Source organism: Pseudomonas sp. ME-P-057, assembly GCF_030208975.1.
Lineage (GTDB): Bacteria > Pseudomonadota > Gammaproteobacteria > Pseudomonadales > Pseudomonadaceae > Aquipseudomonas > Aquipseudomonas lutea.
Map to the genome: position 1 here is coordinate 106,787 of NZ_JARVSX010000021.1, position 13,247 is coordinate 120,033.

Genomic DNA, 13,247 nt, shown 5'->3' on the forward strand with positions numbered 1-13,247 from the left:
AAGGCCTGGTGTTGTAGGACGCAGTTGGGGATCGTGTGGGAGGGTTCCCTTTGTCTACAGAGTTGTGAGTTGCCTCACAGTGTTCGATCACGAGAGTCGCGGCGCGTCGTGGTCGCGCCGCGAAAGCCTTCTGCAATACCGATCAAGCTTCTGCCTGCGAAGGGTCGTTGAGAGCGACTTTGATTAAACGCACGGGTGCCCAGCGCGAGTTATTGCCGACCCGATCGATGACGCAATAACTCACCTCCAGGTGCGGATCGTCGCCTGCCTCCCGTACCAGCTCCGCCGGCACCTGAACAACGACAGGCTTGTCGATGGCTTGCTGCGTCAGCGCCGGCAGATCCAGCCGAACATCGCCCCAGCGCAACGTGATTTCGTCGTGGGCATCCATGTGCGGGTAGATGTCGAGGGTGATTTGAACGCCTTCATCGAAGTGCCGCGCGGTCAGGCCGTTGCTGATGACTGCTTCCTCGAAAGTCACCGGGGCGAGGCCCTGATTTTCATCAACTTCGCCACTGACCAATTGACCGCCGGGAGCCTCCAGTTTGACCCACAGCTTGGTGCCGGGAGATTTGATGGGTGTACTGCCAATTTTTGTAACTCGGTAGTAAGTTTTTACCTTTCCACTTCGAAGAAAACTTTCCGGTACATGTAGGACAGATGTATGACCAATGTCGGATTCCGATAAAAGCTTTGACGCGGCATAACAACCTCCCCAGAACAATTCAATCAAGTCGCCGCTGTCCATCTCTGGGTAAGGATCGATATGCACACGCAGATCTGCGGCTGCCGAGGCGCCAATCCCGTGCTTGTTCGATTGCGGCAAATACGGCGCTATCAACTTGAATGACGGGGTAATGACGGGGGTATGGATCATCTTTAAGTACTCTTTGAAAGTGAGCATGGGTTAAGGCGTAGCAGGTAATTAATGGGTCGCACTGACAACACGAAAGCGACTGGCACTAGTACACGCCGGGATACACAGGCATGGCAAACATTACAAATGGTCGCAAAGGGGGAGTTGATGTTTTGGCTGGCTTAATAATCGAGGACGTTTTCAGCTAATTGTGTTGCAGTGTTTGTGTCAATGAGCAATAACTTTTTAGATACTGTGTGCGGTAAATACAGAACTTTCCTACGTAGAATTTCTGTTTGCCGAAGTCATGGAGGCGGCGACGGTTCTGCTCGCGCTCCATGCACATCGACCTCGTTGCGAGGTCAGAGCAGGTCGGAGAGGGATAGGGCTATTTGTCGGCCGAAAAAAGTCATTCAACGCCCGGGACCCATGCGCAACCCGTGGCCACTTCATATAAGGAGAACCGATAAGTGGCCCCTGCGGGCCGGCAGGAAAACAACAGAAACTTTGCCGGATCAACGCTTTTCTAAATATTAAAGCCAAAGAAAACGGCGCCTGTTGGCGCCGTTTTGAACACATTAGATGTCGGACTAGTTCCTGCTGCGCTCAAGAAACTGCCTGGTACGTTCTTCCCTGGGGTTGGCGAATAGCGCCTTCGCGTCTCCCTGCTCAACGATGACGCCCTTGTCGATGAAGATCACTCGGTCGGCGACATCCCGCGCGAAACTCATCTCGTGCGTCACGATCACCATCGTGCGTTTCTCCAGCGCCAGCGCGTGGATGGTATTGAGCACCTCGCCCACCAGTTCGGGGTCTAGCGCGGACGTCGGCTCATCGAACAGGATCACCTCCGGCTCCATGGCCAGTGCCCGGGCGATGGCCACTCGCTGTTGCTGGCCGCCGGACAGACGACGCGGATAAGCGTCTTCCTTGCCGGCCAGCCCGACCTTGGCCAGCAGCGCGCGGCCCAGCTCGACGGCTTGCTCGCGTGGCATCTTTTTGACCACGGTCGGGCCTTCGATGACGTTTTCCAGCGCGGTGCGATGAGGGAACAGATTGAAGTTCTGGAAGACAAACCCGACGTGCTGACGCAACTGCCGGATCAGGCTCTGTTGCTGGCTCAGCGAGCGGCTCAGATCGACCTTGATATCGCCAACGATGATGCTGCCGCTGGTGGGCACTTCCAGCAGATTGAGGCAACGCAGCAACGTGGTCTTGCCCGAACCGCTGGGGCCGATGATCGCTACTACTTCGCCAGGCTTGACCTTCAAGTCAATGCCCTTAAGTACCTCGTTGCCTTTGAACTGCTTGGTCAGTTTTTCAACCGTGATCATGCCTCAGGACTCCACATCGTGGCGGTTGGCCCGTGCTTCCAGGCGATTTTGAAAATGCGCCAGAATGCTGCACAGCACCCAATAGATCACCGCAACGGTGAGGTACATGGTGAAGATTTCCAGCGTGCGCGAGGAAATCAGCTGCGCTTGGCGGAACACTTCCGGGACCTGAATGGTCGCGGCCATGGCGGTGTCCTTGACCAGCGAGATGAAGCTGTTGCCCAGTGGCGGCAAGGCCGTGCGCGCGGCTTGCGGGAGGATGGCGCGACGCATGGTCTGGGCGCGTGTCATCCCGATGCTTGCCGCAGCTTCCCATTGCCCTTTGTCCACCGAGCTGATTGCCGCCCGCAGGATTTCACAGGCATACGCCGCCATGTTCAGCGACAGGCCGATCAGCGCTGCGGTGATCGCATCCAGTTCGATCCCCAGGTCCGGCAATCCGTAATAGATCATGAATAGCTGAACGAGAAGCGGCGTGCCACGGAAGAACGATACATAGACCCTGGCGACGGCGCGGATAACCCAGATCTTCGACAGACGCATCAGCGCCAGGCCGAAACCCAGCACCAATCCGAAAAACATCGACCCCAGGCTCAAGCCCACTGTGTAGTACGCGCCCTTTAGCAGGAAGGGCGCGGAGTCCAGCGCGAGCTGAAGGCTCTCCGGGATCATTTGGTCACGTCAGCCTTGAAGTACTTGTCCGACAGTTTGGCGAGGGTGCCGTCGGCGCGCAGCTTGTCGATGGCTTTATTGATCGCATCCAGCAGTTCGGGCTCACCTTTGCGCAGCGCGATGCCAGACTCCTGACGAGAGAACGGTTCGCCGGATACAGCCAGCTTGTCTTTGGTCTTGGCGACCAGTTCCAGTGCTGCCAGGCGGTCGACGAGGATTGCATCGATACGGCCTACTCGCAGGTCCTGATACTTGGTCGGATCATCGTCATAGGTCTTGACGATCGCATCCGGCACGTTGGCCTTCAGCCACTCTTCATAGTTGGTGCCCAGACCGACGCCGACTTTTTTGCCTTTCAGATCGGCAGCCGTCTTGATCGTGCCGACGTCCTTGGTCTGCACCAGCGCTTGAATGCCAGACACGGTGTAGGGTTCAGAGAAGTCGTACTTCTTCTTGCGCTCGTCAGAAATCGTGACTTGGTTGACCACGACATCCAGACGCTTGGAGTCCAGTGCAGCCAGAATGCCAGCCCACGGCGTGGCTTGCAGCTTGACCTTGACCCCCAGCTCTTTCGCCAGTGCTTCAGAGAACTCGACTTCAAAACCAGTCAGCTTGCCGTCCTCACCCACGAAGCTGAACGGTGGATAAGTGCCTTCCAGGCCGACGTTCAGCGTTCCGTTCTTTTTGATGGTCGCCAACTGATCGCCAGCGACCGCCTGGGTAACCAGACCTGTGCCAAGCACCAGGCTGAATGCAGACAATAGGAAGGTGCGGCGGATTGCAGACATGTTCATGAAAATCCCCTGTTTAATTGTAATGTCAGGCCAATATCAGTCCCGACGAAGCTACGTTGACGCTGCGCGTTTATCCAGCTTTTTCAGTCGCCTGCGAGGCCCTGCCCGCCGGCTGGCGGCGATCATAAAACCCCAGCGCGATGAACATAAATAATAAAAAACTGCCTTCTTAGCGTTTTATCGAATATGCAGCCATTTCGTGATGGGTGTTCGCATGAGTTCAGGATCAGCCTTGGGAAAACACGTCCGGGTAAGCGAACAAGGCGGGCGCGCCGCCGGTGTGTAGAAAAATGATCGGCCCGTCTTCAAAGCGCTGCCGCCCAATGCCGTCCAGCAGCCCGGCCATGGCCTTGCCTGTGTACACCGGGTCGAGTAACAGCCCTTCCTGACTGGCCACCAGCCGGATTGCAGCCAGGGTGCCGGCATTGGGTTCGCCGTAACGGGGGCCGTAGTACTCATCCCACAGCTGCACGTTGAAAGCGGCGGGCAGTGATTCACCCAGCAGATGTGCGGTTTGCTCTGCCAAACCCTGCACTTTCGGGGCCTGGGTCTCTTCCGGTCGCGATACCGTGACGCCGATCACCGGCAGGTCAGGCAACTCTTCGGCCAGCGCCAATCCCAGACCGCTGTGGGTGCCGGCGCTTCCGGACGCCAGCACCACGGCTGCGAAAGACACGTCGGTTAGCCTGATCTGCTCCGCAAGCTCAAAACCGGCGCGCACGTATCCCAGCGCACCGAGCGCATTCGAACCGCCAATCGGCACCAGGTAGGGCTTCTTGCCACTTACGCGCAGTCGACTGGCCAGGGCCTGCAATTGTTCATCTGCATTGTCGAGGTTCTCGACCAATTCGACTTTGGCGTCGAACAAGTCCAGCAACAGGCGGTTGCCGTTGCTCAGATAATTGCTGTCGGTTGTCGCGATCGGGTTCTCCAGTAACGCGACACAGCCCAAACCGAGCATTGCCGCCAACGCAGCAGTCTGGCGCACGTGATTGGACTGAATCGCACCAGCGGTGATCAGCGTATCGCAGCCTTGCGCCAGGGCATCGGCGGCGAGGTATTCGAGCTTGCGCAGCTTGTTGCCGCCCAACGCCAGAGGTGTGATGTCGTCACGCTTAACGTAAACATCGCGACCTGCCCAGGCTGACAGGCGTTCAAGCTTCTCCAGAGGCGTCGGACCGCCAAGCAGTTCCAGACGATTAAAACGGGCAAGCTGTTGTTTGATCATGATGGCGTCGACAGGTCTGCGAGTAAGTCGCAGGACTATAGGCAGACGTTTCCTACAGGGCAACATCCTGTCGGCGCCCATGCCTTACACAAAAGCCCTTCGAAAATAGTTATTTTTTTGCCGCCAACGGATGTCGTAGAGTGAATCCACTACGGCCAACCCAGCCTGACTCGCCGTTGAATTGAGGAGAAACCTGCGTGAGCACTATTCCCGACCTGTCCCCGGAGTCCTGCGCCGAAGGCGTGACCGGCCACTGGCAACTGCAGCGGATTGTGGATGAGCTGCGCGCGGCACGTGATGACTGGCGCACCAGCAACGGGCGAATCAGCGGAGAGAAGGGCGGCCGCGAGCTGCCTTCACGCGAAGCGATGCGCGACATCCTCGACGCGCTGTCCGGTGCACTGTTCCCGATGCGGCTGGGCCCGGTAGACCTGCGTGAAGAGAGCGAAGACTTCTATGTCGGGCATACCCTCGACGTGGCCTTGAACTCATTGCTGGCGCAGGCGCGGCTCGAGTTGCGTTACGCCGCACGGCAGCAAGGTCAGGACGCCAGCTGCGCCGATGTGCATGCCGAGCGGTTGATCCAGGACTTTGCGAGCGCGCTGCCGACCATTCGCCGCATCCTCGACACCGACGTGCTGGCGGCCTATCACGGCGATCCTGCCGCGCGCAGCGTTGACGAGGTCCTGCTGTGCTACCCAGGCATTCTGGCGGTGATTCACCATCGTCTGGCCCACCATCTGTATCACAACGGATTACCGCTGCTGGCGCGCATCAGTGCCGAACTGGCCCATTCCGCTACTGGCATCGACATCCATCCTGGCGCCCGGATCGGCCCGAGTTTCTTTATCGATCACGGGACCGGCGTGGTGATTGGCGAGACGGCGATCATCGGCGAGCGAGTGCGCATCTACCAGGCCGTCACCCTGGGCGCCAAACGCTTCCCGTCCGATGAGGACGGGCAATTGCTCAAAGGCCATGCGCGCCACCCGATTGTGGAGGACGACGTGGTGATCTACGCCGGTGCCACCATTCTGGGCCGCATTACCATCGGCAAAGGCTCAACCATTGGCGGTAACGTCTGGTTGACGCGGGGTGTGCCACCGGGCAGCAACGTCAATCAGGCGAGCCTGCAGCATGATGATGGCTGCCCCAAGTAAGCGGTGAGCGCCAGTCACTGACCCTTGCGGGTTTCGATTTTTGGGAGCCGGCTTGCTGGCAAACGTGCTGTGTCGGGTGCGAAGAATTGCCTGACGCGACGGGTTCGCCAGCGAGCCGGCTCCTATAGTTTTTCAACGCTATCAAATCCCTCCCTGGCCCACGGAACGAAAGGCTTTCGTCATCCGTCCTACCCTCGCCTCGATGGGCTTCACGCTACCGTGGATTAGTCTCTCGGCACCTATCCGTGTTTTAATTGAACGTTCAATCAAGTTAAATCGGTGGTTCGCTGCCCGCTTATCTCAGGAGGCCTACCTTTGCCGCATACCCATTGCATGATCGTTCCTCTCGCCGCGCGGCGGGGTTCACATGAATAATTCAAGTGCACCAACCAGCACGTCCGTTCGCATGAATGGCCCTGTTTTTTACTTCGCTGCCAGCTTCATCCTGATTTTCGGACTGGTCGTGATCGGCTTCCCCGAAGCCTCGGGCGCCTGGCTACTCGCCGCGCAGAACTGGGCCGCCAACACGGTTGGCTGGTACTACATGCTGGCGATGACGTTGTATTTGCTCTTCGTGGTAATCACCGCGATGTCTGGTTACGGCAAGATCAAGCTCGGCGCCGACCACGATGAGCCCGAATTCAGCTACCTGTCGTGGGCAGGGATGCTGTTCGCGGCGGGGATCAGTATCACGCTGTTTTTCTTCTGTGTGTCCGAGCCGCTGACCCACATGCTGCAGCCGCCGCAGGGTGAGGGCGGTACCACCCAATCGGCGCGCCAGGCCATGCAGCTGCTGTTCCTGCATTGGGGCCTGCACGGCTGGGGCGTGTTCGCCTTCGTCGGCATGGCGCTGGCGTACTTCGCCTATCGTCACAATCTTCCGCTGGCGCTGCGTTCGGCGCTGTACCCCTTGATTGGCAAGCGCATCAACGGGCCAATCGGCTACGCCGTTGACGGTTTTGGCATCATCGCCACCATCTTCGGGCTCGGCGCCGACATGGGCTTCGGCGTGCTGCACCTCAATTCCGGGCTGGATTACCTGTTCAACGTGCCGCATACCCACTGGATTCAAGTGGGTCTGATTACCCTCATGATGGGGGCGGCAATCCTGGTGGCCATCGCCGGCGTCGACAAGGGCGTGCGTGTGATGTCTGACATCAACATGCTGCTGGCCTGCGCGCTGCTGCTGTTTGTGCTGTTCGCAGGGCCAACACAACACCTGCTCAACACGCTGGTGCAGAACATTGGTGATTACCTCGGCGCCCTGCCGGTCAAGAGTTTTGACGTGTATGCGTATGACGGCCCGAGCGACTGGCTCGGCGGCTGGACGGTCTTTTACTGGGCATGGTGGATTGCCTGGTCGCCTTTTGTCGGTCTCTTCATCGCGCGTATTTCACGCGGCCGCACCATCCGTGAGTTCGTCTTCGGCGTGCTGCTGATCCCCTTGGGCTTCACCCTGGCGTGGATGTCGATCTTTGGTAACAGCGCGATTGATCTGGTGCTCAACCACGGCATGGCTGCGTTGGGCCAGTCAGCCATCGAAGACCCTTCGATGACCCTGTACCTGATGCTGCAAACGTACCCGTGGAGCCGAACTGTAATTGCTGTCACGGTGTTTATCAGCTTCGTGTTCTTCGTCACCTCTGCCGACTCCGGCACCGTCGTGCTCTCGACGCTGTCCGCCAAGGGGGGCAATCCCGACGAAGACGGCCCGAAATGGCTGCGGGTGTTCTGGGGCGTGATGACTGCACTCATCACCAGCGGTTTGCTGTTCTCGGGCAGTATCGATGCGTTGAAGTCTGCCGTGGTGCTGACTTCGCTACCGTTTTCGCTGATTCTGCTGCTGATGATGTGGGGGCTGCACAAGGCGTTCTACATGGAATCCCAGCGCAAGATCGCCCAGCTGTATTCACTGGCTCCGGTGTCCGGGTCCCGACGTGGCGGCTGGCGTCAGCGGCTGACTCAGGCAGTGGCGTTTCCTTCGCGCGACGAGGTCTATCGCTTCCTGGATCAAACCGTCCGGCCAGCGATTGAAGAGGTCACGGCGGTGTTTGTCGAGAAGGGCCTGACCGTGGTGACACAGCCTGACCCGGCCAATCACACGGTGGGTCTGGAAATTGGTCACGGTGAAGAGCGGCCGTTTGTGTACCAGGCGACGATGCGCGGCTACTTCACGCCGTCCTTCGCGCGTGGCGGCATGGGCTCGAAGCAACTGAACAATCGCCGCTACTACCGCGCCGAAGTGCATCTGAGCGAAGGCAGTCAGGACTACGACTTGGTGGGCTACACCAAGGAACAGGTGATCAATGACATCCTCGACCAGTACGAACGGCACATGCAGTTCCTGCACTTGGTGCGCTAAGCCAACGCGTTTCAAGTAGAACGACGCTTGCCCGCGAAAGCGTCTGGTCAGTAAACCTCAGTGTTACTGACCAGACTCGTTTTGCGGGCAAGTGCGTTTCTACAGCATCGCTCCTACGCCAAGCCACCGTTGGCCCGCAGCACTTGCCCATTCACCCAGCCTGAATCCGGGCCGGCCAGAAAGGACACCACACTGGCAATGTCTTCCGGTTGCCCGAGGCGCTGCAACGGGGGCATGTTGGCGAAGTGCTGGATTTGCTCTTCGCTTTTGCCGTGCAGGAACAGCTCCGTGGCGACGGGCCCCGGTGCAACGGCGTTCACCGTGATATTGCGGCCACGCAGCTCCTTGGCAAACACGTGGGTAAAGGCCTCGACGGCCGCTTTCGTCGCGTTATAGATCGCGTACCCCGGCAAGTTCAGCGCCAACGCAGTGGTGGAAAAGTTGATGATGCGTCCGCCATCCTTCATCCGGGCACCGGCCTCGCGCAGCGTGTTGAAGGTGCCGCGTGCGTTGATGTTGAATGCCAGATCGAACTGCTCATCGCTCGTCTCTGCCAGTGGCAGGGCCTTCATGACGCCTGCGTTATTGACCAGCACGTCGACGTTTCCCAACTGCGCTTCGGTTTGCTCAAAGAGATAACGGACCTCGTCGCTCCTGGCGATATCAGCTTTGATGGCGATGGCATGCCCGCCGGCAGCATTCAGCTCTGCGGCAAGCGCATCAGCCTCGCCCGCACTGCTGGCGAAATTAATCACTACCGCAAAGCCGTCGCCGCTCAGGCGCCGGGCGATTTGCGCACCGATGCCACGCGAGGCGCCGGTGATGATGGCAACAGGACGAGCGACTTGATTATCTGATTGCGTCATGGTGAGCCTCCAATGTTGAAGTGGGACCAGCTTCACATGCCCGGGCGAGCGCATAAACAACCCGCAACGGATTTCGTTGTTTGACCACAGCCACCAATACCTCACGATGCCTGGCCGTGGGAGTTCGCAGACCGGGCAACCGTCCTTTATCTTGAACCCCCGCGCCATCGGGAAATCCGAGTAATCTCGCAGGTTCGCTGTGTTCCCTGACACTCATACAAGAAAGAGAGGACTGGATGACTTACATCGCCGCCGAAAATCGTTATGAACGCATTCCCTATCGCCGCGTGGGCCGAAGCGGCCTGGTGTTGCCAGCGCTTTCCATGGGGTTGTGGCACAACTTTGGCGACAGCACGCCGATCGACACTCAACGCGCCATGTTGCGCACGGCGTTCGACCTGGGCATCAACCACTTCGACCTCGCCAACAATTACGGCCCGCCCTACGGCAGTGCCGAAATCAACTTCGGGCGTCTCTTGAAGGAAGACTTCAAGCAGTATCGCGACGAGTTGATCATCTCCAGCAAAGCAGGCTGGGACATGTGGCCGGGGCCTTATGGTCAGGGCGGAGGTTCGCGCAAATATGTGCTCGCCAGCCTCGACCAGAGCTTGCAGCGCATGGGTCTGGAATACGTGGATATTTTCTATTCCCACCGTTTTGACCCGGACACCCCGCTGGAAGAAACCGCGAGCGCTCTGGCCACCGCCGTGCAGCAAGGCAAGGCGCTGTACATTGGGATCTCTTCCTATTCGGGCGCCAAGACCCGGGAAATGGCAGCCCTGTTGAAGGAGTGGAAAGTGCCGCTGCTGATCCATCAGCCGGCCTACAACCTGCTCAATCGCTGGGTAGAAAAAGACCTGCTGGACACTACCGACGAGTTGGGCTCAGGCGTTATCGCGTTTACCGCCCTGGCCCAGGGTCTGCTCTCGGACAAATACCTGAACGGCATTCCAAAGGATGCGCGGGTTAACCGCCCAGGCGGCGGCTCGCTACAGGCTGCGCATTTGTCGGAGCAGAACATCGAGCACGTGCGAGCCCTGAACGAAATTGCCAAGCGCCGTGGCCAGAGCCTGGCGCAGATGGCGCTGGCGTGGACGCTGCGCGATCCGCGCGTCACGTCCGCGTTGATCGGTGCAAGCCGCCCGGAGCAGATCATCGAGAACGTCGGCGCGCTCGACAATCTGGAATTCAGTCAGGAAGAACTGGCTGAGATTGATCGGTTCGCGGTGGAAGGCGGGATCAACCTGTGGGAGAAGCCGTCTTCGGCTGAGTAACAGTGAGTGCTGTGGGGGCAGGTTTGCTGGCGAACATACGGCTCAGTGATGGAAGCATCGCCTGACATGTCGTGTTCGCCAGCAAGCCGGCTCCTACATTGCGCCTAACCCGTCAGTATGAGGGGCTGAGCCCGTTCAGGCTTCTTCACCCTCGTCGTCATCGCCCCCGTCGATCTTCATCCCCAGTTCCTTGATCTTGCGGGTCAAGGTGTTGCGGCCCCAGCCCAGTAGCACGGCGGCGTCGCGACGGCGACCAGCGGTGTGTTTCAGGGCAGTTTCGATCATGATCCGCTCGAACGTCGGCACTGCGCTGTCCAGCAGGCTCGACTGCCCGCGGGCCAGCGCCTGATCGGCCCACTGTCGTAGCGCTTGTTCCCAGTTCGTCACCGGCGCCGCGTCCTGCGGCAGGCTCAGCAGTTCTGGGGGCAGGTCGCTGACGTGAACCTCGCGACCCGACGCCATCACGGTGATCCAGCGGCAGGTGTTTTCCAACTGACGCACGTTGCCGGGCCAAGGCAGGTGCTTGAGGTATTCCTCGGTTTCCGACTTCAGCAGCTTGGGTTCAACGGCCAGTTCCTGCGCAGCGCGGCTGAGGAAATGTCGTGCCAGCGTCGGGATGTCTTCGCGCCTGTCGGACATGCGCGGGATATGAATGCGGATGACGTTCAAGCGGTGGAACAAGTCCTCGCGAAACTTGCCGGCCTGCACCAGTGTTTCGAGGTTCTGGTGAGTAGCGGCAATGATCCGCACGTCGACTTTGACGGGGATATGCCCGCCTACCCGGTAGAACTCGCCGTCGGCCAGCACGCGAAGCAGCCGGGTCTGGGTATCGGCGGGCATGTCACCGATTTCATCAAGGAACAGGGTGCCGCCGTCTGCTTGCTCGAAGCGGCCACGACGCAGGTTTGCAGCACCGGTAAATGCACCTTTTTCGTGACCGAACAGCTCGGACTCCATCAGGTCCTTCGGAATCGCCGCCATGTTCAGCGCGATGAACGGAGACGCGGAGCGCGGGCTGTGGCGGTGCAGGGCGTGGGCAACCAGCTCTTTACCGGTCCCTGATTCACCATTGATCAACACGGTAATGTTGGAGTGGCTCAATCGGCCAATAGCGCGGAACACCTCCTGCATGGCCGGCGCTTCGCCGATGATTTCAGGCGTGCGGGTCAGCGTTGGCGGGATATCAAGGCCTTGCTGTTCCTGCGCATGCTGATTGGCGCGTTTGACCAGTGAGACGGCTTCGTCGACATCAAACGGCTTGGGCAGATATTCGAACGCGCCGCCCTGATAGGACGCCACTGCGCTGTCCAGGTCCGAGTGCGCCGTCATGATGATGACTGGCAGGCGCGGATGCTGTTCGCGGATACGCGCGAGCAAGTCCAGGCCGCTCGCGCCGGGCATGCGGATGTCCGAAATGATCACGTCCGGCTGCTGGCGCGCCAGTCGGCTCATCACGCCATCGGCGCTGTCGAAACTCTGAGTGGTCATGCCCTCTTGCTGCAGGGCTTTCTCCAGTACCCAGCGGATGGAACGGTCGTCATCGACGATCCAGACAGTTTCACTACGGCTCATGTCGACGCTGCTCCTTGTTCCAGCGGCAGGAAGATCGAGAATGTTGTATGGCCAGGATGGCTATCACACTCGATCAGCCCCTGGTGCTGACTGATGATGTTCTGGGTAATGGCGAGGCCCAGCCCGGTGCCATCCGGGCGGCCGCTGACCATGGGATAAAAGATGGTTTCCTGCAGCTCTGGCGGAATGCCAGGGCCGTTGTCGATGATCTCGATTTTGCTGACCAGCCGATGGCGCACATGGCCGATCGTGAACTGACGCATGGCGCGGGTGCGCAGACTGATCCGGCCCAGGCGCAGCTCATTCTGGCTACTGATGGCCTGCATCGCGTTGCGTACGATGTTGAGCACCGCCTGAATCATCTGTTCGCGGTCGATCAACACGTCGGGAATGCTCGGGTCGTAGTCGCGCACGATGGTAATGCATCCCTGACTCTCGGCTTCTACCAGGCTGCATACACGCTCGAGCACCTCATGGACGTTGGTCATTGCCAGCAGTGGCAGCTTGTTGGAGCCCAGCATGCGATCAACCAGATTGCGCAGCCGGTCTGCCTCTTCGATGATGACGTTGGTGTAATCCTTGAGACTTTCCTCCGGCAGTTCCCGCGCAAGCAACTGCGCGGCGCCGCGAATCCCGCCGAGGGGATTCTTTATTTCGTGAGCCAGGCCGCGCACCAGCATTTTGGTGGTTTCCTGCTTGGACAGTTGCGCCTCCTCCTTGGTGATGCGCAGCAAACGATCACGGGGATGAACCTCCAGCAGGAGCATGGTTTCAGCCTGGGAGAGAATCGGCGTGACGGCGTAGTCGACCGTCAGCGTCTGGCCGGTCAGCGCCGTCAGCATCGCCTCTCGCTTTGTGAAGGGATGAGCCTGCTCCACTGCCTGGCGCAACGAACTGAGCGCTTCAGCCGACTCAGTGAACAACTCGCTGATGAATTGCCCGTGGCTGCGCTGACCACTGATGGCCAGCAGCATTTCAGCAGCAGGATTCATGTACTCCAGACGCAGGTCCGAGTTGAGCAGAATCGTGGCAGTGGTCAGGTTGTCGAGTAACAACCGATGCAACGCATCGCTGATAGTCATGAATCCCGGTGACCTCTTATGGCTCAATGCACGTCGGCGGCGCCGCC

Annotated in this window: 11 protein-coding genes; 3 read left to right on the top strand and 8 right to left on the bottom strand. The window is 59.2% G+C overall.

Annotated elements, in window-relative coordinates; all coding sequences use genetic code 11:
• Positions 1 to 142: 142 nt before the first annotated feature.
• The 5 genes from QRN48_RS11645 to QRN48_RS11665 form a co-directional block, all read right to left on the bottom strand.
• Positions 143 to 877, bottom strand: a complete 735-nt coding sequence (locus tag QRN48_RS11645) for a hypothetical protein (RefSeq protein ID WP_285350872.1) — start codon at positions 875 to 877, stop codon at positions 143 to 145.
• 569 nt (positions 878 to 1,446) lie between these two features.
• Entirely contained in the window at positions 1,447 to 2,190 is a 744-nt protein-coding gene (gene tcyN / locus QRN48_RS11650; RefSeq protein WP_285350723.1) for an L-cystine ABC transporter ATP-binding protein TcyN, read from the bottom strand.
• A gap of 3 nt (positions 2,191 to 2,193) precedes the next feature.
• Positions 2,194 to 2,862, bottom strand: a complete 669-nt coding sequence (gene tcyL / locus QRN48_RS11655) for a cystine ABC transporter permease (RefSeq protein WP_037018737.1) — start codon at positions 2,860 to 2,862, stop codon at positions 2,194 to 2,196.
• On the bottom strand, positions 2,859 to 3,656 hold the full coding sequence (gene tcyJ, locus QRN48_RS11660) for a cystine ABC transporter substrate-binding protein (RefSeq protein ID WP_037018739.1): 798 nt from the start codon (positions 3,654 to 3,656) through the stop codon (positions 2,859 to 2,861). The genes tcyL and tcyJ overlap by 4 nt, the downstream gene beginning before the upstream one ends.
• Before the next feature lie 226 nt (positions 3,657 to 3,882).
• Positions 3,883 to 4,884 (bottom strand): D-cysteine desulfhydrase, encoded by a 1,002-nt coding sequence (locus tag QRN48_RS11665; protein ID WP_285350726.1) that lies wholly within the window; start codon positions 4,882 to 4,884, stop codon positions 3,883 to 3,885.
• A 215-nt stretch (positions 4,885 to 5,099) separates the two neighbouring features.
• On the opposite strand from QRN48_RS11665, the gene epsC reads away from it, so the two are divergent.
• Entirely contained in the window at positions 5,100 to 6,044 is a 945-nt protein-coding gene (gene epsC / locus QRN48_RS11670; protein ID WP_037019249.1) for a serine O-acetyltransferase EpsC, read from the top strand.
• 367 nt (positions 6,045 to 6,411) lie between these two features.
• Positions 6,412 to 8,406, top strand: a complete 1,995-nt coding sequence (gene betT, locus QRN48_RS11675; protein WP_191944677.1) for a choline transporter BetT — start codon at positions 6,412 to 6,414, stop codon at positions 8,404 to 8,406.
• A 113-nt stretch (positions 8,407 to 8,519) separates the two neighbouring features.
• On the opposite strand, the gene QRN48_RS11680 is transcribed toward betT, so the two are convergent.
• On the bottom strand, positions 8,520 to 9,272 hold the full coding sequence (locus QRN48_RS11680; protein ID WP_285350728.1) for an SDR family oxidoreductase: 753 nt from the start codon (positions 9,270 to 9,272) through the stop codon (positions 8,520 to 8,522).
• 236 nt (positions 9,273 to 9,508) lie between these two features.
• Between QRN48_RS11680 and mgrA the strand changes: the two genes are divergently transcribed.
• Positions 9,509 to 10,546 carry an L-glyceraldehyde 3-phosphate reductase gene (mgrA, locus tag QRN48_RS11685; protein WP_037018749.1) on the top strand — a complete coding sequence of 346 codons (1,038 nt, stop codon included), beginning with the start codon at positions 9,509 to 9,511 and terminating at the stop codon, positions 10,544 to 10,546.
• A gap of 135 nt (positions 10,547 to 10,681) precedes the next feature.
• Here the strand turns inward: mgrA and ntrC are convergent, their stop codons facing one another.
• Together ntrC and glnL are read right to left on the bottom strand one after the other, a co-directional pair.
• A complete protein-coding gene (ntrC, locus tag QRN48_RS11690) occupies positions 10,682 to 12,118 on the bottom strand; it encodes a nitrogen regulation protein NR(I) (protein WP_037018751.1) in 1,437 nt (478 codons plus the stop codon).
• Positions 12,115 to 13,200, bottom strand: a complete 1,086-nt coding sequence (gene glnL / locus QRN48_RS11695; RefSeq protein WP_037018753.1) for a nitrogen regulation protein NR(II) — start codon at positions 13,198 to 13,200, stop codon at positions 12,115 to 12,117. Before glnL ends, ntrC begins: the two co-directional genes overlap by 4 nt.
• Between the last annotated feature and the right edge of the window lie 47 nt (positions 13,201 to 13,247).

What these genes read in the sequence shown, in the direction of transcription:
- tcyJ (WP_037018739.1), bottom strand. Translation starts at nt 3,656, where the DNA reads ATGAACATGTCTGCAATCCGCCGCACCTTCCTATTGTCTGCATTCAGC.
- betT (WP_191944677.1), top strand. Translation starts at nt 6,412, where the DNA reads ATGAATAATTCAAGTGCACCAACCAGCACGTCCGTTCGCATGAATGGC.
- glnL (WP_037018753.1), bottom strand. Translation starts at nt 13,200, where the DNA reads ATGACTATCAGCGATGCGTTGCATCGGTTGTTACTCGACAACCTGACC.
- tcyN (WP_285350723.1), bottom strand. Translation starts at nt 2,190, where the DNA reads ATGATCACGGTTGAAAAACTGACCAAGCAGTTCAAAGGCAACGAGGTA.
- tcyL (WP_037018737.1), bottom strand. Translation starts at nt 2,862, where the DNA reads ATGATCCCGGAGAGCCTTCAGCTCGCGCTGGACTCCGCGCCCTTCCTG.
- ntrC (WP_037018751.1), bottom strand. Translation starts at nt 12,118, where the DNA reads ATGAGCCGTAGTGAAACTGTCTGGATCGTCGATGACGACCGTTCCATC.
- QRN48_RS11665 (WP_285350726.1), bottom strand. Translation starts at nt 4,884, where the DNA reads ATGATCAAACAACAGCTTGCCCGTTTTAATCGTCTGGAACTGCTTGGC.
- QRN48_RS11645 (WP_285350872.1), bottom strand. Translation starts at nt 877, where the DNA reads ATGATCCATACCCCCGTCATTACCCCGTCATTCAAGTTGATAGCGCCG.
- mgrA (WP_037018749.1), top strand. Translation starts at nt 9,509, where the DNA reads ATGACTTACATCGCCGCCGAAAATCGTTATGAACGCATTCCCTATCGC.
- QRN48_RS11680 (WP_285350728.1), bottom strand. Translation starts at nt 9,272, where the DNA reads ATGACGCAATCAGATAATCAAGTCGCTCGTCCTGTTGCCATCATCACC.